The organism is Lysinibacillus sp. NPDC094403 (assembly GCF_050278745.1).
Classification (GTDB): domain Bacteria; phylum Bacillota; class Bacilli; order Bacillales_A; family Planococcaceae; genus Lysinibacillus.
On sequence record NZ_JBNNTL010000003.1, the window covers coordinates 136,785 to 162,673 of the forward strand.

At 31.2% G+C, this 25,889-nt stretch carries 19 protein-coding genes and 8 pseudogenes; 9 read left to right on the forward strand and 18 right to left on the reverse strand.

Annotated features, from left to right (window positions below):
* Window positions 1–163 (reverse strand): annotated as a pseudogene (locus ACQKMV_RS07765) (IS66 family transposase); the annotation flags it as partial.
* Window positions 164–330: 167 nt separating this feature from the next.
* On the opposite strand from ACQKMV_RS07765, the gene ACQKMV_RS07770 reads away from it, so the two are divergent.
* The gene (locus ACQKMV_RS07770; protein WP_427503245.1) at window positions 331–1,227 is read left to right on the forward strand and encodes a DegV family protein; all 897 of its coding nucleotides are present in this window, start codon (window positions 331–333) and stop codon (window positions 1,225–1,227) included.
* Window positions 1,228–1,364: 137 nt separating this feature from the next.
* On the opposite strand, the pseudogene ACQKMV_RS07775 reads toward ACQKMV_RS07770, so the two are convergent.
* Window positions 1,365–1,745, reverse strand: a pseudogene (locus tag ACQKMV_RS07775) (DDE-type integrase/transposase/recombinase); the annotation flags it as partial.
* Window positions 1,745–2,063: pseudogene (locus ACQKMV_RS07780) on the reverse strand (recombinase family protein); the annotation flags it as partial. The pseudogenes ACQKMV_RS07780 and ACQKMV_RS07775, both read right to left, overlap by 1 nt.
* Before the next feature lie 276 nt (window positions 2,064–2,339).
* On the opposite strand from ACQKMV_RS07780, the gene ACQKMV_RS07785 reads away from it, so the two are divergent.
* Window positions 2,340–2,465, forward strand: coding sequence for a hypothetical protein (locus tag ACQKMV_RS07785; RefSeq protein WP_427503246.1), 126 nt, complete (start codon window positions 2,340–2,342; stop codon window positions 2,463–2,465).
* A gap of 638 nt (window positions 2,466–3,103) precedes the next feature.
* Entirely contained in the window at window positions 3,104–3,736 is a 633-nt protein-coding gene (locus ACQKMV_RS07790) for a hypothetical protein (protein WP_427503247.1), read from the forward strand.
* Between the two features lie 269 nt (window positions 3,737–4,005).
* On the opposite strand, the gene ACQKMV_RS07795 is transcribed toward ACQKMV_RS07790, so the two are convergent.
* From ACQKMV_RS07795 to ACQKMV_RS07835, 9 genes and pseudogenes are all read right to left on the reverse strand, one after another.
* Window positions 4,006–4,617 (reverse strand): transposase, encoded by a 612-nt coding sequence (locus ACQKMV_RS07795; protein ID WP_427503386.1) that lies wholly within the window; start codon window positions 4,615–4,617, stop codon window positions 4,006–4,008.
* Window positions 4,618–4,740: 123 nt separating this feature from the next.
* Entirely contained in the window at window positions 4,741–6,354 is a 1,614-nt protein-coding gene (locus ACQKMV_RS07800; RefSeq protein ID WP_427503248.1) for an ADP-ribosylglycohydrolase family protein, read from the reverse strand.
* Entirely contained in the window at window positions 6,351–7,037 is a 687-nt protein-coding gene (locus tag ACQKMV_RS07805; protein ID WP_427503249.1) for a DarT ssDNA thymidine ADP-ribosyltransferase family protein, read from the reverse strand. Before ACQKMV_RS07805 ends, ACQKMV_RS07800 begins: the two co-directional genes overlap by 4 nt.
* Complete coding sequence (locus tag ACQKMV_RS07810) at window positions 7,037–8,440, reverse strand: 3'-5' exonuclease (RefSeq protein ID WP_427503250.1); 1,404 nt, start codon at window positions 8,438–8,440, stop codon at window positions 7,037–7,039. The genes ACQKMV_RS07805 and ACQKMV_RS07810 overlap by 1 nt, the downstream gene beginning before the upstream one ends.
* Window positions 8,441–8,506: 66 nt before the next feature.
* On the reverse strand, window positions 8,507–9,196 hold the full coding sequence (locus ACQKMV_RS07815; protein ID WP_427503251.1) for a DarT1-associated NADAR antitoxin family protein: 690 nt from the start codon (window positions 9,194–9,196) through the stop codon (window positions 8,507–8,509).
* Window positions 9,197–9,485: 289 nt separating this feature from the next.
* Complete coding sequence (locus ACQKMV_RS07820) at window positions 9,486–9,689, reverse strand: hypothetical protein (protein WP_427503252.1); 204 nt, start codon at window positions 9,687–9,689, stop codon at window positions 9,486–9,488.
* Window positions 9,690–9,924: 235 nt separating this feature from the next.
* Window positions 9,925–10,836, reverse strand: a complete 912-nt coding sequence (locus tag ACQKMV_RS07825) for a branched-chain amino acid transport system II carrier protein (protein WP_427503254.1) — start codon at window positions 10,834–10,836, stop codon at window positions 9,925–9,927.
* A gap of 55 nt (window positions 10,837–10,891) precedes the next feature.
* Window positions 10,892–11,274: pseudogene (locus tag ACQKMV_RS07830) on the reverse strand (branched-chain amino acid transport system II carrier protein); the annotation flags it as partial.
* 346 nt (window positions 11,275–11,620) lie between these two features.
* Entirely contained in the window at window positions 11,621–12,013 is a 393-nt protein-coding gene (locus ACQKMV_RS07835; protein ID WP_427503255.1) for a hypothetical protein, read from the reverse strand.
* A gap of 152 nt (window positions 12,014–12,165) precedes the next feature.
* Here ACQKMV_RS07835 and ACQKMV_RS07840 point away from each other — a divergent pair, with 152 nt between their 5' ends.
* The 3 genes and pseudogenes from ACQKMV_RS07840 to ACQKMV_RS07850 all read left to right on the forward strand — a co-directional run.
* Window positions 12,166–12,516, forward strand: a complete 351-nt coding sequence (locus ACQKMV_RS07840) for a helix-turn-helix domain-containing protein (RefSeq protein WP_427503256.1) — start codon at window positions 12,166–12,168, stop codon at window positions 12,514–12,516.
* Between the two features lie 183 nt (window positions 12,517–12,699).
* On the forward strand, window positions 12,700–13,026 hold the full coding sequence (locus tag ACQKMV_RS07845; RefSeq protein ID WP_427503257.1) for a hypothetical protein: 327 nt from the start codon (window positions 12,700–12,702) through the stop codon (window positions 13,024–13,026).
* A 257-nt stretch (window positions 13,027–13,283) separates the two neighbouring features.
* Window positions 13,284–13,777 (forward strand): annotated as a pseudogene (locus ACQKMV_RS07850) (IS66 family transposase); the annotation flags it as partial.
* Window positions 13,778–13,890: 113 nt separating this feature from the next.
* On the opposite strand, the gene ACQKMV_RS07855 reads toward ACQKMV_RS07850, so the two are convergent.
* The 3 genes from ACQKMV_RS07855 to ACQKMV_RS07865 all read right to left on the reverse strand — a co-directional run bounded on the left by ACQKMV_RS07855 (window position 13,891) and on the right by ACQKMV_RS07865 (window position 20,646).
* Window positions 13,891–14,706 (reverse strand): DUF6602 domain-containing protein, encoded by an 816-nt coding sequence (locus tag ACQKMV_RS07855; protein WP_427503258.1) that lies wholly within the window; start codon window positions 14,704–14,706, stop codon window positions 13,891–13,893.
* A 469-nt stretch (window positions 14,707–15,175) separates the two neighbouring features.
* On the reverse strand, window positions 15,176–18,364 hold the full coding sequence (locus ACQKMV_RS07860; RefSeq protein WP_427503260.1) for a GmrSD restriction endonuclease domain-containing protein: 3,189 nt from the start codon (window positions 18,362–18,364) through the stop codon (window positions 15,176–15,178).
* Window positions 18,361–20,646 (reverse strand): hypothetical protein, encoded by a 2,286-nt coding sequence (locus tag ACQKMV_RS07865; RefSeq protein WP_427503261.1) that lies wholly within the window; start codon window positions 20,644–20,646, stop codon window positions 18,361–18,363. Before ACQKMV_RS07865 ends, ACQKMV_RS07860 begins: the two co-directional genes overlap by 4 nt.
* 741 nt (window positions 20,647–21,387) lie before the next feature.
* On the opposite strand from ACQKMV_RS07865, the gene tnpB reads away from it, so the two are divergent.
* The 3 genes and pseudogenes from tnpB to ACQKMV_RS07880 all read left to right on the forward strand — a co-directional run.
* On the forward strand, window positions 21,388–21,789 hold the full coding sequence (gene tnpB, locus ACQKMV_RS07870) for an IS66 family insertion sequence element accessory protein TnpB (protein WP_427503262.1): 402 nt from the start codon (window positions 21,388–21,390) through the stop codon (window positions 21,787–21,789).
* Window positions 21,735–22,297, forward strand: a pseudogene (locus ACQKMV_RS07875) (IS66 family transposase); the annotation flags it as partial. The gene tnpB and the pseudogene ACQKMV_RS07875, both read left to right, overlap by 55 nt.
* A gap of 468 nt (window positions 22,298–22,765) precedes the next feature.
* A pseudogene (locus tag ACQKMV_RS07880) lies at window positions 22,766–22,939 on the forward strand (IS3 family transposase); the annotation flags it as partial.
* 135 nt (window positions 22,940–23,074) lie between these two features.
* On the opposite strand, the gene ACQKMV_RS07885 reads toward ACQKMV_RS07880, so the two are convergent.
* The 3 genes and pseudogenes from ACQKMV_RS07885 to ACQKMV_RS07895 all read right to left on the reverse strand — a co-directional run bounded on the left by ACQKMV_RS07885 (window position 23,075) and on the right by ACQKMV_RS07895 (window position 25,847).
* Window positions 23,075–23,833 carry a hypothetical protein gene (locus ACQKMV_RS07885; protein WP_427503264.1) on the reverse strand — a complete coding sequence of 253 codons (759 nt, stop codon included), beginning with the start codon at window positions 23,831–23,833 and terminating at the stop codon, window positions 23,075–23,077.
* Between the two features lie 230 nt (window positions 23,834–24,063).
* A pseudogene (locus tag ACQKMV_RS07890) lies at window positions 24,064–24,737 on the reverse strand (recombinase family protein).
* Between the two features lie 93 nt (window positions 24,738–24,830).
* Entirely contained in the window at window positions 24,831–25,847 is a 1,017-nt protein-coding gene (locus ACQKMV_RS07895) for a hypothetical protein (protein ID WP_427503265.1), read from the reverse strand.
* Window positions 25,848–25,889 lie beyond the last annotated feature (42 nt).

Here is a 25,889-nt window from a genome sequence, read left to right on the forward strand (position 1 = left end):
TCGCTTTCCTGGTGAGAGATGCTTATATTGCCGTTCTAGGCGATACAGTTGATCACAGTAATCCACGCCATTTTTCCCATTTTTTGCTATCGGCTTTCAGCCAATAACGTCGTATATGCGCCCAACAATTAGCGAATGAAATATTGGATAGCTTACCGTATGCTTATAAAATGCTATTTTTATCGCAATTTTTGTCGAAATAATGTCGAAGATTGTAAAAAAATAAATACAGTATTATAAATATCACTACTCATGATGATCTTATCTGTGTATAGTTGCATAAGATAAAATGAATAATATTCTACGATAGATGAAGGGGATTACTTTTAAATGGGAAAGAAAATTGCATGGGTTACAGATACAGCAGCATTGTTAGATGAAAAGTTCATACAGGACAATCAAATTCACGTATTACCACTTAATATAGTGTTCGCAGAAGGGGCTTTACGCGAAACTGTTGATATGACACATGATCAGTTTTACGAAAAGCTACGAAATGCTAAAAAAAATCCAAAGACATCACAACCTGCTATTGGTGAAGTTGTAGACTTATATAAATCATTAAAAGAACAAGGGTATACATCTGCAATTGCAATTCATACCTCTCAACATCTTTCGGGCACTTATCAAAGCGCTTTCACAGCAGCTGATCAAGCTGAATTTGAAGTATATCCAGTGGATTCAAAAATCGGATCATTTCCGATGATGAAAATGATTGAACTCGGTCAGCAGTTAGAGCGTGAAGGTTTTGAACCTGGCTATATTGTTGAAAGAATCAATGAGATGGCAGATAACAGTGAGCTTTCATTTATTCCGGCTAACTTATCACAATTACATAAAAGTGGTCGAGTTTCAGGGACTCAAGCATTTTTAAGTAACTTGTTGAATATTAAAGTTGTCATATCATTTGAAGATGGGAAGCCCGTTATGAAAGAAAAAGTACGCGCTACGACTAGAGCTAAAACATATGTACAAAATGTTTTAAATACAGATCTAGAAAAAAGTATTATCCCTGAAGTTGCAATTATTCACTGTAATGATGAAGAAGGTGCAACCGCTTGGAAAAAAGCTTTAGAGAACGAATATCCGCTCATAAACTTCTCCGTATTACCACTAAGTGCTTGTGTAGCGGTTCATGCAGGTGAAGGAACGCTTGGTTTAAGTTGGGTACGTCTACCAGAGCTTGCATCACTTAAGCAAAAGAAAGCTGAATTAGTTACTATATAAACATAATTGTAATCTAAATTATTGTAGGTACATGAAGTTGCGAAATTCCTATAAACCAACTATTATACAGTCAGAGAGCATTTTAGCTCAAGTAAACTGGCGGATGTAACGTTATTTTTTGAATGATAGCAGTGTTTTCATTCAGGTATGGGGGACTGGCTGTTTAATTTTGTTTGAATACGGATATTGTTATTATAGGTAATGTAGTCTTCGACGATTTGAATCATATGCGCATTTGTTGTGCGGTAGATTCCGTCGAGATAGAACGTTTCAATTGGGGAATTATCAGTGGGCATGCCTTTGCGGGACATGCTTATGGTAATTCCTTTTTCTTTGACTGATTTTTGATACGCATATGATGTGTACACAGAACCTTGATCGCTATGCAAGATACAGCCTTTCGGTAAATCAGGTAATTGATATAAAGTATCCAAAACGAATGACGTATCTTGTGTAGAATCAATTGTTTGCGCTACAATTTCTCCGATATAGACATCTAGAATACTTGAAAGATACATTCCTCCATTAACGACCCCAGCTTGCCATCCTCCGTATTCATGTCCTTAAACTTGCGACTATCAAACAGAGTTTCATTCTCCAGCACCACAATGTCTGCACCAACAGCACGCGTAATATCCTTCCACTCACGAATAATTTCATCATAATTACGCCCTAACTGATCCAACGCATCAATATAAATAAAATCCCCATTACGAATCACACTTTCTCATTGCCTGATATTGCGGACAATTAAAATCCTTCCCACTCGCATGGTCCACAAAAATATCTCACTCATCAATCCCCAGATCCTGCACCTTCGTCAGTTGCCGTTCAATATTTTAGTCCATCTCCGAAACGCACACGTAACAAAAAATGCTTTTGATCCCATACACACTTGCCATCATCCTGTTCAGGCCCAGGAAGGTTTCGGAAAGTGATGGAAACATGGAAGTTTTTCTATTTTTCTACTGTATTCTCTAACTTATATAGACAGCAATAAATATTTAGATTTCAAAGAGGAGACAAATATTGTAGAGAAAAGATATTACAGGCACCTTCTATTGTTCTAAAATTATTCGCCTACTATAAATAAATGACAGGAGGAAAGTATAATGAACAAACTATCATTAACCCAACAGAAAGAATTTCTTATTTTAAAGGTAATTATTGAAAACGCTTATAATGAGCGTCGTATTGTTCAAATCATCACATCATTGATAAAATCGCTGAAAATTTAAACCTATGGGAAAAAATAGGTAATAAAATTGCTAAAAACAAATTAGCTTGTGTCGATGGCCAGTTATCTAGCTTATACTTAAATGGCTACATTAAACGAGTAGGACGAAATAAATACAAATTACTACAAAAAGGGCTGGGACAAAACCCATCTCTAAACTAAAAAGCCGGTGAAATTTTTTTTATAAAAAAATAAGGACCACTTCTAATACACCCCAAAAGTATATTCGCTGTCTATTGATTATACTGTTTTCTTTTGTTGATTTTCATTATTCTAGGCATAACCATTTAAAAGCGGGCGTAAAACAATCAAACCCACAATCCAAAAACCATTCATTGTTGAATTTCAAAAATAAAAATACCACCAAATGCTATTAAACAATAAATTTGCAATATTACGTAATTTTTTTTATGGCATATTGAAGAACACAATCTTTGAGAAACAGCCTTTAAGTAAAATCTTGCACTGTTAGTGGAACAAAGACTTTTTAACAACTTTATGACTCGTAGTTTAAACAATTTTATTATTTCTGTACACCGACATCGAAATTACCCAAATTACAGAATATACTATATAATGATTTTCGGTGTAACTATCTTATAGCAATTACATACAACATGATAAGACATGGTGATTAAAATGAAGCAGGGTACAAAAACTCCAAATACGAAGAATCGAGGTACTATAAAGATACTATTAGCGTTGTGTCTGATAATATTTCTTATAGCATTACTTCTTTACACGATTCAGTGTATATTTTCTTCTTTCTGGAACATTATTCTAATTGTTATTATCCTAATAACCCTATGGTGGTTAAAAAAGAGAAAAGAAAATCAGCAGTCAGTTTGGAGAGGTATTTTAATTCTTATCCTTGCTGTACTTTTACTATGTTGGTCTTTAATCCCTTGTATAGTTGGGAAATTTACGGATTCTGGTGAGAAAAATATAACTGAAACGAAAACAGAATTAGTTGAAAAAGAAAACGAAGAAGAAACTAGAAAAGCAGAAGAAGCTAGAAAAGCAGAAGAAGCTAGAAAAGCAGAAGAAGCTAGAAAAGCAGAAGAAGCTAGAAAAGCAGAAGAAACTAGAAAAGCAGAAGAAACTAGAAAAGCACAACAAGCGTGTAGTAATATTAAAGGCAATATTTCTAGTTCGGGTGAGAAGATTTACCATGTACCTACTGGGGATTTCTATGATGTGACTGATGCAGAAGAAACATTCTGTACAGAAGCCGAGGCACGGGCGGCAGGATATAGACAATCGAAGCGGTAATACGACATCTAAAAACAGAGTTGTAGATTAACTCTGTTTTTTATATTTTTATATTTTACAAACCTAATTTTATAAAAAGTTACTTGCATATAAATCAAACCGAGTAAAAATAAAAAAGCAGAAAATACACATGGATTAACGCCCCTAAATCCCCCTCATAAAAAATTAAATTCCAAATAAATATAATTTTTCTAATTGAATCAATTTCATAAATCATATGTTCTAAGAGCTTAGACTGCTCCTTTGAAGAAAACTTACGTTTTTAAAAATTATGCTGCTTGAGTTTGTACTTGTAATAAAGCATTTAGACGATACACTGCCAACTTGCAGGCATTATAAATAAACGTCACCAGGTTGAAATGAAGTTTGGCTTTTCTTCCTGTTCTATGACGAATGTTGTTTAACTGAAAATATTGTTTTAAATAAGCATTCACACGTTCTACAGCGGTACGTTCCTTATAAAGTTGTTTCCAAAGTTCAGAGCCACGTGCTGGATAAGTGAATTTTCGTAAATCCGTGTCACATTTGATTTTGAAACCCTTCTGACAGAGGGAATCATCACGTAACGGACAGGTTGCACATTCCTTTGGTCTTGTGAATTTTAGTGTACGGTTCTTTTCATCGAAGCTGTCGTAACGGTAGCTATGTTCACGTACACATGTCGGTCTGAAATTCTCATCAAATCCAAGATATTCGCCTTCATTGCGGACATTATAGGGAATGACTGCACGCATTTGATACTTATGTAGTTGACGGTAAATTGGTTCATAATCATACCCTGCATCGAATATAGCGGTCGTGAAATGTTCAGGAAATTGGTTTTCTACTTTCTTTAAAAGAGGAATCGCGGCATGATATAGCGCAGATTTCGATGCCACTATAGAAAATGAAAAGAGGCTGGGACATAACTAGCCTCATTTTCTACTGATATCTTTGATACATATCAAAAAAGCTGAGGATTGGTTTCCCAGCTTTTTAAAACCACTACCTGTATTTCACTATTTTTAGAGTTTATCTAATTTAAAAATATCGGCTTTTTCTTCTGATTTAATATTAAATAAATTATATATCTCCTCTAATTGAATTTTACTCAATTCATATATGGATAATTTTTTCTTAAAATCATATATATTAGAATTCTTATCCTCATAAATAATTCTTAATAATTGAATACTTTTTGCTAATTCCACATTAGGAATAATTTTAGATAATGATACCAAAGTATCAAATTTAATATTCTCTTTATCAATCCTAACATTTATTTTTTCAATATTATTTTCTAAGGATTTCTGTTTAGTAGACTTAACATATATTGTTTGCCCCACACCTGTTTTAAGTTTATATGTTTCGACCTGGAATTTGTTAACTCTCATTCTATTTTGGTATTTATCTACTAACTCTAGACTTTGAAAAACATGAAACGAGAATTTCGAACCGATTTCTCTATTACTTAAATTTTCTAGCAATTTTTTTCTTTTAGCTTCTTTCCAAGAATCTGTAACTCTGATATCAATTTCAAGATCCATCAATGAAATATTTACCAGATGTTTTATATAATCATAATCTTGTACACGTAACCATTCATCTGGAATCCATTCTGTTCCATGTAATGTGCCAAATAATCCTCCTGCCACTGAGGCCAGTGTATCAGTATCAGCATTTTTTAAGTAGGCTAATTCCAATAATCCTGTTTTAGGATTAGTTGCATATTTTGAGAAAATATACAATGCAATTAGGACCGTTACATTTCCTGAACCGTTAATTTTTTTATCAAAGCATCCTAAATTTGTTAAAGTCTTTTCAGTATCATCTAATAATCCAGACTTCAAATTATTTCTTAAAGTGACTAACCCTTCTTTAAATTCTTCCACAGTAGAGTCCCATATTTTTTGGTATGGCAATCCAAGAACTAATTCAGCATTTCGATACCAGTCTTCCATTTTTTCTAATTCGGGAATAATAGACCATTCAAAATGTGATTCTAATAAATAATCAATTAATTCCGCATATCTTAATGTCTCTTCTTTTTCTATTAAATATAATAGTGCTTGAGCATAGGCTAAAGAGCTAACCAAAGCTCTTGGATGTCCATGTGTAGCTATACCATTTCTAAAGATATCATGCATAAGCTTCTTCTTATCTTTATAGGAATTGAAGATATGAGGTAAAATCCTCATAACTACACCATTACCTCCTGCGTTAAAGTAAGAAATCAATTCTTTTTCCTTTGAACTTTTCCAAGGGGGGACACCATTTGCCCAGCTTTTACAAGCCCGCTTAGTTGCGCCTCCGCCCCCTCTTTCATATAACAACCAAAAAGGTAATTCTACTTTTGCAAAATTTACATACCACTTTTCTTTTTTTAACAAGCTACGTGCCGTCGCTAACATCAATTGGGTATCGTCACTATACTCTCCCGCATGAATTACTTCTTCATGTAAATGAAATCTAGTTCCAGTAATCTTTTTCCAAGTTTGAAATTCAATTTGACGTTTCGAATTAGTAGATATATTTTTCGAGTTCTGTTCTTGTGGCCATCCAAGAACATCTCCTATAGTAGCAGTCAAAAAGCCACCTAAATATTTATCATTTAATATCTTCTTCTCTTTTATAGTCAAATTAGTTCCCCCTCAAATAAATTCTCTACGGGCCTCCGTCCATTTTTTACCATACTACTCCAACTATTCGAGAATAAATCGGGTGCTATATATATGGGAATCTGAGGGACATCTAATAGTCCAAATCTAATCAATTCTCTGTTAGCTTGTTCCTGATTAGGTACAGCAATTCCAGTAATATAACTTCTAGGAATATTCTTATAGATGAGAACTTCAGCTTGACCATCTGTAGTACAATTGGAAAGCATTGAATTAGTTCTTCTTATTGGATATTGCCCTTGAACTGTATCTTTGAACATTGCACTAAATCCCTCATAGCCATTTCTTAAATTACGTCCATAGTTGGAAGCTGCGTTTCTATGACAAAAAAATGTAGAGCTATTCAACATTAATTCAGGATTAATAAAAAGAACTACCCATTCTTTAAATAAGGAATCCTTATCTTTTATTTTATCCAAATACCAAGAATTGGTATATTGAACTGAACAACAAACATAGTCTTCTTTCCCATCATAACGCATTTTGTCATTTTTATTCAAAACTTCATCTAAATCTTTAAAAAATTCATTAGATAAGATCCCATCTTCTGAACTCAAAATATGCATCAATTTACTAGATTTCGTAAAATGGCACAATCTTTCAATATTTCTTTCTTGAATTTCTTTTAATATTAATTCACTCACTATATTTGTTCCTCCTGATAAACATTATCAATATTTGGTGGTAACAATTCAGTTAGTTCATGAGTATAAGTAATAAATAGACCACGTTTAGCCCTAGTTACACCTACATATAATAGTTTCACTTCATCTCTACATGCTATTTCATAACTATTTGTCAGCTTTAATTTTTCTTCATGAGGATAATTATACGATTCACAAAAAGCTAAATACACTAAATCAAATTCTAAACCTTTAGCTGAATGAATTGTACCAACATAAATACATGGATCTTCAACCCAGTGGTTCATTTCTCCACTTAATTCAATACAGAATAACCCCTTGTTTCTCAATTCCGTAATTACTAACTGAACTTGCTCTCTGTTTCTTACTAAAATACCTACAGTTTCATTTTTACTGAAATTATTTACAGAATTAGAAATAAAGTCCAATTCATCAGTATTTAAACATTTAATTAAAACAGGCTTAGGTCCTTCTGCTTTAGGAAACTTTGGCGTGACCATATCAGGGATATCTGAGTAATAAGTTGATTCAGAAATTTTAAGAGCCAATTCAGCTATTTCCTTAGTATTTCTATAATTTTGCTCAAACATCCATTTTCTGTAATTACGAAAACCAGCATCCCTCCATGAGAAGCTTCCGCTATATATCTGCTGCGCTACATCCCCAAAATAAGAAACACTTCCATAGTTAGGTACTGCATTAATTAAAGATTTTATCATAATTGGTGATAAATCTTGTCCTTCATCAATAATTACATGTGTATATCTTCTTGGTGTTGAATCTACTATTAATTCTTCTAAAACAAATTGTGCAATATCTTCAAAATCGTATTTATACCCTATTGATTGACGAAACCACAAATACTGTTGAAAAATATCAAAAATTAATTGTTTCTCAACATTTTCAGTAACATTTTTACTATAACTTTCCAAATATTCTTGTAAATTATAAAGACCTAATTTTTGTATTGAGTTTATTTCTTCTAAATAAAAACTTTCCTCTTCCCTAAAGAGATTACCATGATAACCTGAGCTGGCCTTAACGGCCTCGATAGCTTTAAAAACTATTTCTTCTTTAGTCCAGTTGCGAGGAGAATATGCTGGGACAATACAATTTCTACCCATTTTCCCTTTAGAATTTAAGTAACCCCTTGCAAATTTATGATAGTTTACTACATCAATATTATCAAAGTAACCTTTTCCAATAGTTTGAAGATAAGTAACTAATGCTTTGTTAAAAGTAACAAATAAAACTCTCCCATTTTTTAAACCCGCTAGAAATCTCGCTCTGTATATAGCCATTGTTGTTTTTCCACTTCCTGCTGTACCTAAAATAATGAAGTGTCCTTGATCTGGTAAAGCTAAAACTTCTTTTTGTAATCCAATAGGATTAGGCATAACCATATATATAACATCTCCTTTACTATTAATATACCAATAAATAGCAAAGAAAGTAATGCACAAAAGTAATTAATATCCTTTAAAAAAGGATATTTGTTCTATATTTGTAGAGTTTTTAAGTAATATTTGTTTTAATAAATTCTCATCTTTAATTACATCTCTCAATTCATTTCTCTTTAGTAAACTGACAAATAAAGCTAGAGATTTCGCTTGGCAATTAATGGACTTTTTATGATTAAATTCTATATCAGTAAACGCAGTATAGTTTTCTATACTTTTGTGAACTTCCTTATATAAATATAAAGTATTTATATATAACCAGTCATAAAAAAAGGTTTTGGGATATTTCTCAAATTCTCTCTTAAAATATTTAAACCCTAGAATTTCTCCACTATTTCGTATCCTTTGATCTTGCTTAGCTTCTTTTGAGGATTTAAAATATATATCTTGATAAGGGCCTCCAAGCTGAAAAACTTTACTCCCCTGAAAAGCTGACTCCACAGTAATACCTAGATTATTTTTTAAAAGTATTGTTAAGTTAAATGCGCTTAACTTACTCCCCAAAGGAATAGGTGATTTAGTCGAAACCTCTAATATATTCGCATTATTTTCTAATGGTTTATAATTTTCATGTAAAGACCTAATTGAATCATGTATTTGATCAATGTTATCCCGACCATGCCAATCAAAATCCACTAATATTTCCTTATAATAAATATCTCCTTCTAAACAAATCTGATAGACAGGTCTAATAGCCATTGCTATCCCCCCTTTTCATTTCAATATATTTAATCTAATTATATCCAGTTCCAAAAAATTCTATACAACGCAAAAAACGAACAAATGTTTCTTTCATTATATCATTATAAATACAAAAAAAAAAATTTAAAAATTAATATTTTTCGTATACTTATTTTCAAAATAACACTTAAAATATTCCTTTTTCATGACCTAATTCCTATTGCTAATTTGATAAAATCCCAATCATGTCTTTCGATTAAAATAAAATGATTATCAGCTTCATTAATAGCTTTGTTTACTATTATTGTTAAGTAGGTACACCTTCATATTCTAAATTTATCCCCTCGTGAAGAACACGATTGCCTTTTGTCTTAACTAATATCCTTAGTTCTTTAAATAATTCAGATGTAATATCTTCATGTGCTAAATTCCGTGTTGCTACTTCATCCTCTAAACTCTCTACAATTTTGTATACATCCATCGTGTGTTGACCTTTAAATAGTACTTTCATCGTTTATCTATCCCCCTAGTACGGAATGAGCTGCTTCGATTAACGGGAAGCTACAATGGCCAAAGGGGAATTGTCAAATCAGGAAAAATTTATAATCTATTAAAGAAATCTGGTAAAAGGATGAGATTAATTTATTAGAGGGCTTAGGAAAAGTTCAAAAATCCACCCTCCAATTGTTTAAAAGTCACGATAAAAAATGTGCCTTTTTAAGTAAAAAGGCACATTCAACAACATTTCAAGTGCGAGTACTATTACTACTCTGTACAACATTTTTATTGCTAAAAAGATAGCCAATAATCGCGCCTAACAGACCTGTAATTAGCCAACCTGCATCTGATGTGAATAATGGAATAAAGGCAAATGTAGAGTTAATTTGCTCTACCATAATATTAGCATCCTTTACTGCATCTAATATTGCTATAAGTACAGTACCAATCATTGTACCTACATATACACTTTGTGCACCTCCAAACCATTTTTCTGTAAAAATAAGGATGATTAAAGTAATAGCAATTGGATATAAAAGCATTAATACTGGTGAAGGCATCGATAAGATTTTTTTTAAACCAAAGTTTGTAAATACAACACCTAGTAATGAAAAAACTATTAACCACTTTTTATATGAAATACTTGGCATAATGCGGCCAAAATATTCAGCAGTTGCAGCTAAACAAGCGACGTTTGTTGTAATTCCTGTTAAAAAAATCACGATTCCAATTAAATAAATTCCGATTTGACCAAATAAAGTTTTCGCTGATAAAGCAATGAGCTCTCCGCCATTTGATACATAACCAACCGAATCCACACTCGATACACCCATCCAAGCCATAGATACCTGCAAAGCAACTAAACCAACAACCGTAATAATCCCTGCTTGAAAAAATACGCTGGAAACGTCTTTTTGTGTCTTCAAATTCAACGATTCAATTGATTTAATAAAAATTCCACCAAACACGAAAGCTGCAAGTACATCCATTGTGTAATAGCCCTGTGTAAAGCCCTTTAAAAAAGCAGCCATCGTTGTTTCATAGCCAGCCGACTCTACAGGTGCTTGTACAGAACCCATTGGTGTAATAATTGATTTTGTAACAATAATAATTATAAGCACTGTAAAGATAGGTGTAGCAATTTTCCCTAAACGGTTCAACTAGCTTAGATGTTTCCCAAGATAAATAGATTGTCATCGCGATAAAGGCAACTGAAAAAAGGAGTAAAAATAATGTATGGTTCGCATCACTTGGGAACAATTGTTTTAATGCAATTTCATATACAACCGATGTTGTACGTGGAATCACATAGAACGGTCCTAATGCAAGGAATAGTATAATGGAAAAAACAACTGCAAACTTTGGCGAAACACGATTCGTTAAACTTTCTACTGTCCCGCCACCTTTATTTAATACAACGATTGGAAAAGAGCTAAGCCTACCCCTGTAATTAAAAAGCCCGCCATTGCAATTGGTGTATGGTTTCCTGCCTGCTGTCCTACAATCGGTGCAAAGATAACATTTCCTGCACCTAAAAACATGGCAAACAACATGAATCCAATGACTAGAATTTGAACTAAGGATATCTTATTATTCATATAACCGCCCCTTTTCCTGTTATATTATTTAACTTCGGGATATGCCTCATAACCTCCCACATTCGTTTTCCCTAAAATTCTGCCTGTAAACTGTCAACCAATAATACTTTCTTGAATAATTACATCTCCTTCATTCAAGGAGAGCGGTCAATTTTTAACTACTCATATAGTTCCCTCTCCCAAAAATCTAAAAATAGTAATTTTACACAAAAATATATTCAAACCACCAAACATACATTTCTGAATTTTCCGATAAAAATACGCATCACAACATAAAGCATAATCACTCGTTTGAAAAGTTTTTTTCGTCAAAAATATTTTTACTTATTTATAAATCTAATCTTATTTAGTTTTTCTCCTTTATAGCTATAAACTTTCGCTCCGCTTCTTCATAAACCTCCCTTATCTTTCTTCTTTCCTCAATAATCCGTTCACGTTCAACTAACAATTCATTACGTTGCTCATTGAAATAAATATCTGCACATTCTTTTGAACAAAAGCGACGACCAATAGCGTTTGGATCTTTCCGTGTAATTGATGCAATAAAGTATTCATCTGCTACATTACTTTCTACTTTTTCGCCGCAATGACAATTAAAGCTCCATGCCCTTTTCGTATCTTTACGGAAATACTTTTTCTCATATCCAGCTTCCAACTCTTCTAGCTTCAACTCTATATCTGTTAAATCCGTCATTAAACTATAATCTAAACCCATCATTAAACTATAATTTAAATCCATTTCAACACACTCCTTTTAAATTAATTAATATCATTTTAATACCAAAAGATAATATAAATCAATTAAAATAAACTTATAAGTTATTTTTATTATATTTTAATAGTATTTAATGTTTGTTTTACCTCACATAGGCTTAAAGTGGGGTGATATAAATGGATTTAACAAAACGCGTAGGAATGAACATCAGATCAATTAGGAAGGCACAAAAATTAACAATCGACGAACTAGCAGAGAAGTGTGATTTTCAAGCCCCGTATTTATCAGATGTTGAACGTGGAGAGAGAAATATTACGTTACAAACTTTAACTAAAATATTAGATGCCCTAAAGGTCGGTCCAGGTAGCTTACTTATACCTGAAATTAGCGGAAATGAAGACCCAGAAAATAATAAAGATGAGCTTTTAAAACTCTTAATGAACACGCTTGAAGGTAAAAATGAAGACGATATTCGAATGATATTGAATATATCAATTGAAATATTCGCACGCTTGCAAAAAAATTAAAAAGGAAGCTTGTGTATTTTTTTCACAAGCTTCCTTTTTAACTAATAATACCTTCTTTATAACTCATTTTTTTAATCTTACTTCTAACACAAAAAACTATATCTGGCTTTTAAAAAAATAATTGAACCCAGTTTATTTCCATAATATATTATAAAGCTATTAAAATCCTAAGGGGGAATTGCTATGAAAAAATTCCGTACGTATAATCAAGCAAAAAAGGATCTAAAAGTTTTTCAAGACTACATCAGTTTAATTGAAAATTATCAACCCAAAAATTTTACTCAACGTGTCATACAAGAATATGCTTATCAGGGAAACATTAATCGTACTGCTGAAATTCTTAATCGTCGTGGCTATAAAACAGATGATCGTTGTATTGAACCGCAGGATATTTCAACGATAATTAAAAGTAAACCTGCCCCAGAGGACTTACTTCATAAGGAAATACGTAGATTGTACCTCAAAAAAACTAAAAGCAATCAAGGTTCTTTTTCAAAAATATATCGATAATTCTTCTACTGTCTATTACCTAAATGTAACTGTTCCTATTATTGTTATATCACTTTTGAAGCAAAGGTTAAGTCTTAATCTTTTAGGTTACCGCTACTTTTAGTAACACTTTAATTCATCAAAAAATTGAACCTTCTGCACAATTATTATTGTCAGTTTTATTTTCAGAATATATGTATATTTCCGTATCTCTGATCACTATTCAATACAACTCGCCTTTTGGTAAATTGGCAAGCTGCGAAAGTGTATCAGGTTGAACAATCAACCATATGGATGAACCCTATGCGCAAATAATCAAACGTTTAGACGGAAAATCTGGTCAATCGAACGCCTATAATTGGGTGTTCCGAAGCGTACCAAGTCAAGGATCGATCATCATTCTTTTTCAAAGTGCATTATCGAGAAGTCGTTCTGTACTAGAAGAATTTACAGAAGGCTTTAAAGGAACCGTGATTTGTGATGGTTATTCGGCATACGGTAGTCTACCTGATGTCACGTTCGCCAATTGTTGGGCGCATGTGCGACGTTATTGGCTGAAAGCCGATAGCAAAACGGGCAAATTGGCGTGGATTACTGTGATCAACTGTATCACCTAGAACGTCAATTCAAGCATCTTTCACCAGGTTAACGCCGAAAATCACGGCAAAAACATTCAAAACCGATTGTAGATAAATTCTTAAAATGGATGGATGAATCACCTTTCTTCGAAAAAAATGCCTTAGCCAAAGCTACCGAACATCTCTTCCTCCGTCTGTTATTATTATGTCAGTTATAACAAACATAAAGTACTCCTCATTTCTAAATTGCACAATTACTAATTCAATAAAAAACGAATCCCTCTTATAGATTCGTTTCCATTTATAGTTAAACCACACTATTAAATTCTAATTTACCGATTAAATGAGCCTCTTTACCTTCTTTTAAGGGATAATAAAATGACTGAAGTTCTAAATTTGGTTCTTGTAATGTATAACCCTTAACTTTCCTAATAACAAGCTCTTGTAAATTCGATAAAAAATACGAAAATGCTAATCCGTCACTTAAACTATATAAACTATAGTAAGGTGGAGTTATATAGTCATAATTCGGGTTCGCAGTCCATAATTTAATAAAGTATTCACTACCATAAGCAATATGATTTACACAAAATGAAAATGGATGTGGAATTATTTCATTAAAATGGAGTTTTTTTAATAAATACGAAAAGTCATGTTGCTTCATTCTTTCTAACAAAGTATTATGATCACCCATAGATTCATAAGAAAATATTCCGTTAAAGATATACCGATTAGAATCTCCAACAATAATTTCACCATTTCTATTAGCTTTTTCAATAACATTACATATATTAGTTGCATTGAGTTTTGATTTTACTTCAATTATTCCAACAACATTTTCTGGAGTCGTTACAACAAAATCTCCTTCCGAAAATAAGACCGGATATGAATTATCATAAATAATAATATCAATCTGACGTGTTATTTTTTCACCATTTCTAACAAACCCGGTCCCTACAGATAAATCTTTCGTTAATACTCGTCGTAAATAGTTCATTAAAATTATCTCTTTATATCTTCCTTCTTCACCCCAATGGGCAGAATCTATCAAATTTCTAACACGTTTCTCATAAGCTTTAAATTCAGCAGCAATTGATTTTTGATACTCTAGATAATTTGGCATTTCATTCCCACCTTATTTTATTAATTAATTTTCCACACAAAAAACTGAATCCCTTCATAGGGATTCGGTTTCGTATCTATTAAGCTAACTCCATCCACGCCACTGCTTCACAATGCATTGAGTGCTGATGGGTGGATGTAGTAAAGTAACCTTATTTATCCGCGTGATTATATATTTTCCTAGAGTCATTAAAATGATCTAAAAAACACACAAATATTCGCATAATTTTATACATATTAACCATTTAGATATGTATATTTTCGTTCAAAATGCATTTTGAAAATCATAAAAACATATAAAATTTATAAAGTTACAGCTACATCCAGTTAGTGTAAGAATCCAAACTGCTTGATGGTTAAACTGATTTAATGTTGCACACCCGGACTGGAATATTGTGCTTGGTTATAGTTACTGTTGAAATAAATACTTTGTATATCATTTACAAATTAAAATAAAACTCTTTTTAAAATTATTGTTTATAAAAATTAAAGGTATCTAACGGTTCAAATGTTACAATTGTATTACCTGTTTCTACGTAAATCTTGAATAATTTTCTAGACCCCTTCGCAAACGCAATGTAGTAATCCTCATGGTCGAGCTTTAAAATAGGGACCTTATATTTAGTAAACTTACTCCCTTTATATCTATAAAACAGATTGAACTGATTAGATACAGAATTATTATCATCAATTGATGGTATATAAAGTTCTGGTAAGCCTAAATAATTTCGCATTATATTGTCGTACAAATCTCTCATTTGTTTTTTTATATTCACTTCATTTTTCAACGTATTTTCAAATATATTTTCATACTCTTCATGATTATAATAATACTCAGGTATTGGTAAAATGGTCTTTTTATATTTTCCAATAAAAGTAGAAGTGATATAAGCATACGGTGTACACTTAATTTCAGACTCATTCCATTTCTTCATTACATCCCGACCTGTAATATTTTGACCAACAAAATCATTTAATATAGCCCATATTACAATATCTCTTGATCTATCCTCTTGGTACTTCTGTTCATACTTCTTTTCTTTTACTACTAACCCTTCAATAAATTTGGTTAAATAATAATTTCTAGAGCTATCGTTATAGTTTTCAATTCCAAAATAAGGGATACAATGAACAACTGTACCTTCATTATACAGTTCTCCTTCAAATTTTATTTGCTCAGAAAATTGCTTATTTTTCTTGTAATTAGAACGGAACGAGTTCATGATTTTACTTATTCTTATAAAATCCTCAAATTCTAAACAATCAATAAATTTTTCACAATCACCAAGTTCCTTTGCATTTTGACTCTTATTGAATCCTTTTAATTCTATAGGGTGTTTTTTTCTGCTTCCATCTTTAATATATTTCTCCCAATATATCATCCTGCAACAATATTCAATAAAACGCATTTCTACTAATTCATCTATAGCATCTTCATTATCAAGCTTGGTGCTATTTAATTCATAAAAAAAATCTAACCATTCATTATCAATCATACTAATCCAATTATCTTCTGGTTTTAGCTCTAAACCTGCCGGATAACATTTACTGAACCTATCATTAATTTTACATTTAAAAATTTCATACGGTACCAACTGAACACCATTATTTATATCAATAAAAAACTGTTCGGCTTCTGAAAGCGATGTATCAACAGTTATTACATCAACTCTAACTTTATCTAAAATATAGTTTTTGAATTCGTTATATTCAGTGCCTTTCAACTTATTTTTCAATTCTTTTTGGAGGTTGATAATCGAATTCTCGGCATATGATTTATCCTTTAAATTACTAGGATTCTCTTTAAAGAATTTTTCACAAAAACTATTCATTCTTGTCCTGTGTTCAAAATCAAAATGACATAATAATATTTTATTTTCAACTTCATCTACATCTAATGTTCTTATTATACAAGCTAAAGTGAATATCCGCTGCTGACCATCGTAAATAGATATTTTATTTTTTGCCGGCTGAAATATTGTTATAGCACTTAAAGTTATATCCTTTTCCCTAGTCTTTTTAAATTCACCAATCATGAAATCTAACAAATCGGATTCATTTGATAAACCAAAATGACTTCCCATACAATAATCTCTTTGAATTGCAGGTATAATGATTTCTCTATTAGTTTCACAAAGTAATTCTCTTGTGGTAACACTCTTTCCAATTGATATTATACTTTCATCGATTTTTTTTTTAGTTTCTTCTGTTAAATAATTTATCGGCATCAACATCAAAAATTTATCAGTTTCGTTTTGATGTTCATTAACGTATCGATTTAATATATATTTGCCAGAACCATGGATTATATCTTCAAAGTAAAATTTATCCATAGGAAAGTAATGATTAGACTTCGCATTTTCAAATTGTTTCTTTAAAAGCGAAGAATTCTGGATATCGGGATCATTATTAGAAAGTGCATCAAAATAACTATTAAAAAAATAGACATCTTTGCCATTAACATTATCTTTTACATAATCAAATATTATTTTGTCAATTGAACATTCTAAATGTAATATTTCTGAAAGTAGATTATTTGAATTTATTTTATCAATATGTTTATTTATCAATTCAAAAAATCTAACATTTGGATTGTACATATATAAAGTCTGATAAGCTTTTTGAGTAGCTTGATAGTTATTCTGTAAATTTTGATTAAGCTCATTTAGCACACTTTTATATACCATCATTTGCTTCAATAAATCTATTTGAAATTTATTCGTAGGAATTTCAAAATGAATGTATTCCTTACTATTGTCGATTAAATACGAAGAAAACATTGTGTTTATACGATTTTCTTTTGTTTTATCCGGATCATTATAACCAAGTTGAATCGTATTATATACTCCATCTGTATATACTAACTCCGTCAATTGCTCAAATAAATCTGATATCGCAAACTTATAATCTGAATGTTCCAAAGTTTCATCCAATACATTAATTTCCTCACTTGATAGTTTGTTGGAATTTAATGAATAAAAAATCATCAGCTCAGATCTTACCCTGTCACAAACAGAAAACCTTGTTTTATTGCAATTCAAATTAAGAAATTCTGAAACAGGTGCATCACTTGTCACATGGAGTAATAATTGAACATTATCTCGTAAAAAAGCTTTAAATCCCTCAATATCATTTCCTTCATTTTTAAATTTTTCTACTACTTCCTTTATACCTGAATAATTATACACTAGACGTCTCTTGTCTGATTTAGCCCTTTTTTTAGTAAGAGAGTGTTCCACAAAATTGCTGTTCTCTATATTTTTTATAAAGAAAGATCTTTTTGAACCTATTCTTAACGTAAAATCTCTTTCAAATTCTAATTGTACAAACTCGCTTGATATTTCAAGAGCTTGAAATACTAGCAATAAAGTAATCATTCTTTGTTGTCCATCAACAATTTGAATATTATTTTTTCTATCTATATACAGTGTAAAAAGAGCAATTGATTTTGTTGTTGAACTAGTAAATGAAGCGATTAACTCTTTAATAAGTTTAACTGCTATTTCTTTATTCCATTTGTAGTTTCGTTGATACATTGGAATAAAAACCTTTGAATCACTATTCTTTGATAATTCATTTTTTATTCCATCTATAAGCTGCCCTAAAGTAATAGTTTTCCCATTAAGAATCTTCAAATTATTCTCTGTTAATACATTCATTTTACCGCCTCCTTTGAACTTATTTTATAATCAGTTATTAATTTATTTAAATTGAGATTGATGAATCCTTTATACTTTGGGATAAAGGATTTTGTGAAATTATTGTATCCCTCATTATCATAATTAACCTCAAGCTCATCTCTAAAATCTATACACTCTAAAATTTCTATTATAGAATCACGTTTTTTTATAGTACTTAAACTCTCCGAACCTATAAAATTTATAATAGATTCATTTTCAAAGAATATTAAGTAGTCAATTAGATCACTAATCGTGATTGGTTCTTTTTCGAACTCTTTTAAGATAATTTGATATGCTATCATTAAGAGAGCGTATTCAGTTTTATTTAATTTATATTGCTTTCTTTCTGTATATTCACAAGGCTCATTATAAAAGATGACCTCCTGATCATATATACTGCCAATCTTATCTTTCCTTATTTTCTCAATATCTAAACCAACTTTTTTTAATAATTCAAATAAACTCCCTTCTTTATTACTATCTCCCCTTTCTCCACAAAAATCTGAGAAATCAATAGAAAAATTATTATAATCACACTTAAAATCTATATATTCTTGTAGTGAAATAAACGTTGTTTTATTATTACGATTAATAGAAACAAAATTAATAGGTGTTTTTACAACTATTTCAATATTATATTCATTAGAATATGGATTAAAATATTTCAACATATTTCGACCAAAACATTTACTGTACGATAAAAATTGCAGGTTCTCTCCTGTAATATGTTTTTTACAGGCCAATAAAATATCTTCAAATCCACCATTCAAAATTTTTTTCGGCAATACCTCATCGTTACATCTATAAAGATTAATGTCTCTTTTTATCCAAAAAATATTATAATAATAGCCGATACCATCAAATCTTATTTCCTCGTATCTATCATTAAAAATATAGTGTTTTAAAATGACGGAAATATCTCCTTTATACTTCTCTTTTAAATCTAAAGCTAAATTACAGTAACGCATATAATAAATATACGCTTGAACTTGAAATAGATTTATATTAATATCTTGCCTATCTCTAGTAATTCCAAATAATTTTTGCTCTAACTGAGAGGAATCAATAATATACCTTTTTAATTGATTTGCAATTCTATAAAATTTTTGTTTATTTGCTTGATAATCCTTTGCATAAATATAAAATAAATCTTCAAAAAAATTGTATAAATCTTTTTCCAAATAATCTTTTAATAAAATATGTAATTTGCTCCAATCCAGCATCATTTTATTAAAATTTACAGCCCCTATTTTAGAATCCTCACTACCATTAACCTCTAATGTAATTGGAACCGAACGTGCATTTTCTAAACAAATATTGCGAACTTCATCGACATCTTCTTGCTCTTCAAATTGCTCTCCATGAAGTCCGTTCTTATAATTAGAAAGATGAAAAAGCCTGATTAATTTCTTATCAGCTAATTCGATTCGATCAAAGTATTTCTTAATATAATCAATCTTAGTACCAGATAAACTAAGTAAGGAATGCGTTGCTATTAAATGACAAAAATCTATAACTACGCCAAATTGACTTTCTTCTTTACTCTTTTTATGCTCGCCTGCATTACATAACTTCGCTATATTAAAGTTTTCAAAATTGTAACCACAATTTTTTCCAATCTTATCACCATCGTAAAATGGCGTTATATTTTCAAATACAATCTGTACATTCCGGAATTTTTCGACAATATTTCTAAATTTATTAATGTTCTCATTTTGAGTGATAGCACTGCAAGTACCTTGTCCAATTTGCGATTGGCATGAACATTTGAAGTCCTGATAAATTGAATTTGTACCCGTACAACCATGAATGCATCCCGTATGGAGTATAATTAATATTTTGTAATTCTCATGTTTCTTATTGAATGAATCAGTATCTTTTCTCTCTAAGGAACTGGATTCATCACATTCCTTTTCAGTATCTATTTGCTTTGAAGGTTCACCATAATAAGTAGCAATTTCATTAGCAAAACTACACAGTTTCCGAAACATCTCTTGTTCTTCTAAATCAAAAATCACTTCAGAAAAAGACATGTAGTTAGTTGAAATATAACTATCTATTGATGTTTTAAAGCGAGATGGTGGACAGTGTATTGCTGTTATTATTGCCTTATTTTCATTAAATACTTTTCTAATCTCGTCAATATTTTCCTTAATTTTAAAATCCTCAAAATCAGAACGAGCAGTATATAATTCAATTTCTTTATAATCTCTTGTTATATTCTTAAGATTCTTTGTATCAGATTTTTTAATAAATCTCATGTTTTCCCCCCATATTTACTACATTAAAATAACTAAATAATCATTTTTTATATCAGTCAAAAGTTAGTGCTTATAATGTGTAAATTTTATCCATCCCATTTTATCATAGAGCAACTTTTTTATCGTCCTATTATTAAAATCTAATTTATCAACTGCTATCATATTTATATAACCAGTTCTCTTTTTATTTTATAACTCTCTTCTAACAATCTTATCCGCTCACTCCTGTGATAACTAATTCAAAAATCTCAATTTGACTATATGTGCAAATAAAGCCTCTTAATGAAACTCTATCAAACAACAAATAGACCACTAATTTCATATCAACTTTTCAGCTCTAACAATTCAAAATAACATTCCTATCTACTAATCTTTGAATTCCTTTTAACAATCTCATAAGTTTTTTAACTTATTTCACATATATCGAAAAATCCACTTGCATTTCGATTGGCTAGACTTGCAGCATTCATTGCTAGTGGCCGATAATCAAATAACGCATATAAATAACCAGGCACCTCCGGTACTGTATAAATGTATCAATTAGAGGAGGTACTTTTTATGTCAACTACCAAACTAACATTTGTCCCTGTGACACTAGATCCTATCACTGACATCAACAACTTCACCACAAAACTCTTCTGAACCAAGCTGCATCATTAAAACAATTAGTGCTGAAATTTCCTTCTTTAATGGCGTAGATGAACGCATCATACAAACGATCCTGAAGGAGTTGAACAAGCTATGAAGCATGATTTTACAAGCGTTCAGAATATCTACATTATTTGTGGCAAGACCGATATGCGTAAAGGTATTGATGGTCTCGCTACGCTCATTCAGGATTCTTTTGAATCAGATCCGTATAGCGATTCCATTTTCTTATTTTCTGGATTTAGCAAAGAACGTTATGAATGTTTGTATTTTGATAGAGATGGCTTCGCCATGCTTTATAAACGACTAGATAACGGGAAGCTACAATGGCCAAAGGATGAAAATGAAGTTCGAAATTTAACACAACAGGAACTTCGCTGGTTATTAGAAGGTTTATCCCTTCAGCAACCAAAAGCGATTGCGAAATCCGCAATAGGTGTCTACCTAATGTCACGTTCGCCAATTGTTGGGCGCATGTGCGACGTTTTTGGCTGAAAGCCGATAGAGAAAACGGGCAAATTGGCGTGGATTACTGTGATCAACTGTATCACCTAGAACGTCAATTCAAGCATCTTCCACCAGGTAAACGCCGAAAATCACGGCAAAATCATTAAAAGCCGATTGCAGAGAAATTCTTAAATTGGGAGTTCGGAAAAAATGCCTTAGCTAAATCTGCCGAATACACAATAAATCATGTACATGGATTAAAAGCTTTTCTGTTCGATGGTCGAATTGAAATTGATAATAAACCAGCTGAAAATGCGATTCGCCCAACTGTGCTTGGTCGCAAGAACTGGCTTTTTTCTATTAGTGAAGCCGGTGCTAAAGCAATGCGATCTGTTTAAGCTTGGCCGAAACAGCAAAAGCAAATGGTATCGACTTTTATCAATACCTAGTAACGTTAATGACAGAGCTGCCGAATTTACCGCTCCATCAGCAGTCAGAGATTTTAAGCGATTACATGCCTTGGTCGAAAAATGTCCAAATGACATGTGCAAAATAGCCGGTTATCTGAAAAAATTTCAGATATCCGGCTATTCGTTGTGCGTACCGAAAAGGTGCACTTTTTTATTGGGCTTACGATAATTGATACTTAATGAAATCGTAATATGGAGACGGCGGGAGTCGAACCAACCGACTCAGAATGTTATTATATCAAGGCTTGCGGGGGCATAGATTATATTTGACTACGGTTTTGACTACGAGATATAAAAAATTGCGAGGTAAAGATTAGTAAATGAATTATCATTGAAAACAGTAGTTGTCTCATATCCCTTTTAGAGTAAAATCACATGAAGTTGAAAAGTCAGAAACGTTGTTAAATCAGTGTTTTTACCTTTCACTTTTTTCATTTTTGGTTAACAAGGCTCTTTGGGGACAGCCCCTTTTTTAACTAATCTGTGCCATTTGATCGTCAATTTACGGCTGACGCACCAAATGAGAAGTGGGTTTCGGATATTACGGAATTTAAAACTGTTACGACAATTCCGTTTATGGAGAATTTCTTTGGCATTATGAAATCAGAATTTCTATACATTAAAGAGTTTGAAAGTGTAGGGCATATTAAAATTGAATTTAAAAAATACATACCTTATTACAATACATTACACATTAGGCAAAATTAAAAGGCATGATTCCAATATAATATCGAACTCATGCCCAAACCGCTGCATAATAAAACAACTATGTCTAACTTTTAGGGGTCACTTCATCTTTGAATGGTTTTTTCTTTCTAGATTAGAATAACAAAGTGTCTCCCCATTTTTTTAAAAAATAGTTATTATATTTGAGTATCTCTTTCAATCTGCTTATCATACTGAAAATAAGCAGCCTCAACACAAATCTTAAATATATTTTCATAGAATTCGTGTTCAACATCATCATATTCTTGAGGCCTAATATATTTCACCATATTATTTTCTAAAATAATCTTTAGATTATTATAACTTTCAGCTTCAGATTTAATCAGTTCATTAAACTTCGACTGCACAGTTTCAATAACTTCAGCTTTCAATATAGAAATATACTGTCTCTCTAAAATAGGATACTCATGATCAATTTCAAAATATAATCTAGAATTATTATGTTCCAAATCCCGTAAAATACTGTGAGACAAATATTTTTTTATGTCTTCTTCTTCAATAAACATTGAATACTCACTCTCAATATTTAACATGAAATTATATAAGTTATCCCAGATTTCCTCCGAATTATTAACTATTTTTAATACTTTTTGAAAGAACATATCACTTTGCTCTTCTGATAATTGCTCCAACCAAAATTCAATTTTTTTAGCCTCTCCAAATACTATATCATTTATTTCATTAGAAAATTTATTGTAAGTATAGTGTTTAGCTTTTTCGAGAATAGGATCTATAAATTCAGTATGTAATACTTCCTTAAAACTAGGAAATAGAGCTATATATAACTTTTTTATAAAAGTATTATAACTTTTTTCATTTTTACTTATCACTTTCTCAACAAGAGAAAATATTTTCCCTTCAAAATCTTTTTTATCACTAAAAATATACTCAGACATAATGTATTTTTACCTCCATATTATTCTATAATTATAATTTTTCAATGTTGTATGTATTCGCCAAATCAAAAACTCATTTCTACTGGATACTGAGAACCTTACCACAGAGTAAGTGAGGTACCCTGTGAAATTAGTTAAAACTCAACGTATGGTTTAATTATTAGTGTACAGACATCCATGAATTTATATCTACATTATACACATTTTTACTTTTAATTAATATTAAGTTATTAAAAACCGCTTTTTGAAAAAAACAGACTTTTAATTAATCTAGTAAAATTACATCTCCTCAAATTCCCAACCTTATAAAAACTATTCTTCTTCAACCCCAATATCTCCGCAAACTTCACGCCCATCAGCTCCTTACGCTTCCACGTCTCTTAATTATTTTCAACTACTTCACGTTGCCCTTTCGACAACGTAGACAAATCCAACCTCGGTTTCCCCAAATGCTTCCCAGCTTTACGTGCTTCAGCAATTCCTTCAGTGTGACATTTCAACTACTTTTGATGCTCCTGATCGGCAACATACGAAAGCAATGATAGAAATTGGTCTTTTAGCAATGACCCCAACTTACTATCCTCCGTATTCATCGCCTTAAACTCGCGACTATCAAACAAAGTTTCATTCTCCAACACCAACAGCTCGTGTAATGTCCTTCCACTCACGAATAATTTCATCATAATTACGCCCCAGCTGGTCCAGCTCATCAATGTAAATAAGATCCCCATTACGAATCACATTTTTTATTGCCTTATACTGTATCGTTAAAATCTTTCCCACTCGCATGATCCACAAAAATATTGCTCTCCTCAATCACATACTCCTGCATCTTCGTTAGCTGCCGTTCAATATTTTGATCCGTTGTCAAAACACGTACATAACCAAACGTTTTTGTCCCCATAACCTATAATAAAAATGATGACCCAAATTGTCCCAAGGGTCATCATTTTTATTAGTACTTCTAACTTAAATAAATTTAACATACACTCTTCTTTCAAATTTCTACCTTAAAATCATTTAGTTTTAGCAAAGAATCCTTAGGTACTAGACTAAATTGAACTAATCTCAATTTATCTTTTCTGGTTGGAACAGGTAAATAAAATGTATTTGCTTCTGAATGATGTGGTTTAACAAAATCATATCTATTATTGCTCAATATTCTAATCAAAGAATGAACCTTACTTCCTAACTTAATAAGTTCATCAATACTTACATCATATACTCCACTGTATCTAAGTAAATTGTTATTATTATTTAAGCTTGTAATTCCTGGTTGTAAATTCTCTGTAATTGAAGGAATAATAAAAGGCTGATTTGGATTTCTTTCAATAGCTTTTCCAATATCGGTATTATCATAACAGAATAAAGAACTGTCTAATGAGTTTTTCCGTCTATTTAACTCTTTTTTTGATAAATTGTTACCATACGGTCTTAACGCAACTGTTAAACCATGTTTATATTGATTGTAAATAAATCTATATTTTTTAAATGAAATTATAATATCATCTAAATATCTATATACATTACTTATCCCTTCACTATAAATATCTAAATGTTCTAAAGGCGAATTAGTTTCTTCTACAAGTTTATCTATATAGTCTTTTGAAGGAATTAAGAAAACCTTTAAAATAGCTTCTAAATCCATTTTCGATATTTTTTCAGGCAGTTTACCAATTTTATTCGCATAATAAACTACCACTTTTTTGATAAATTCCTCTTCTTCTCGAATATATTTCATTAATACAAATAAATCCTCCATGTACATCACTAATTCTGAAACAGCACTAAATAATAGGCCGTTAGTTGCCTGATTATATATATAATCATCACTATCAACACTAAAAGAGGGACCATAATATGACTTTAATTTTTTCTTCAAGGCTTCCCTTTCTTCAAGCGAATGTTTGATTGAAATTAACTTTGTAAGCCTCCATAGATCATCATACCCCGCTAGAAAAGTCTCTATCTGTGAGTCATTAGCCTTTTTAATATCGAAATTTAACTTTAGCATTCAAACACCTACCTTAACTTTTAAAATCAAAGCCCATTATAT

Coding starts and splice junctions, on each gene's coding strand:
- ACQKMV_RS07770 (WP_427503245.1), top strand. CDS start 331: ATGGGAAAGAAAATTGCATGGGTTACAGATACAGCAGCATTGTTAGAT.
- ACQKMV_RS07785 (WP_427503246.1), top strand. CDS start 2,340: ATGAACAAACTATCATTAACCCAACAGAAAGAATTTCTTATTTTAAAG.
- ACQKMV_RS07790 (WP_427503247.1), top strand. CDS start 3,104: ATGAAGCAGGGTACAAAAACTCCAAATACGAAGAATCGAGGTACTATA.
- ACQKMV_RS07810 (WP_427503250.1), bottom strand. CDS start 8,440: ATGGTTATGCCTAATCCTATTGGATTACAAAAAGAAGTTTTAGCTTTA.
- ACQKMV_RS07815 (WP_427503251.1), bottom strand. CDS start 9,196: ATGGCTATTAGACCTGTCTATCAGATTTGTTTAGAAGGAGATATTTAT.
- ACQKMV_RS07820 (WP_427503252.1), bottom strand. CDS start 9,689: ATGAAAGTACTATTTAAAGGTCAACACACGATGGATGTATACAAAATT.
- ACQKMV_RS07835 (WP_427503255.1), bottom strand. CDS start 12,013: ATGGATTTAAATTATAGTTTAATGATGGGTTTAGATTATAGTTTAATG.
- ACQKMV_RS07840 (WP_427503256.1), top strand. CDS start 12,166: ATGGATTTAACAAAACGCGTAGGAATGAACATCAGATCAATTAGGAAG.
- ACQKMV_RS07845 (WP_427503257.1), top strand. CDS start 12,700: ATGAAAAAATTCCGTACGTATAATCAAGCAAAAAAGGATCTAAAAGTT.
- ACQKMV_RS07855 (WP_427503258.1), bottom strand. CDS start 14,706: ATGCCAAATTATCTAGAGTATCAAAAATCAATTGCTGCTGAATTTAAA.
- ACQKMV_RS07860 (WP_427503260.1), bottom strand. CDS start 18,364: ATGAATGTATTAACAGAGAATAATTTGAAGATTCTTAATGGGAAAACT.
- ACQKMV_RS07865 (WP_427503261.1), bottom strand. CDS start 20,646: ATGAGATTTATTAAAAAATCTGATACAAAGAATCTTAAGAATATAACA.
- tnpB (WP_427503262.1), top strand. CDS start 21,388: ATGAAGCATGATTTTACAAGCGTTCAGAATATCTACATTATTTGTGGC.
- ACQKMV_RS07885 (WP_427503264.1), bottom strand. CDS start 23,833: ATGTCTGAGTATATTTTTAGTGATAAAAAAGATTTTGAAGGGAAAATA.
- ACQKMV_RS07895 (WP_427503265.1), bottom strand. CDS start 25,847: ATGCTAAAGTTAAATTTCGATATTAAAAAGGCTAATGACTCACAGATA.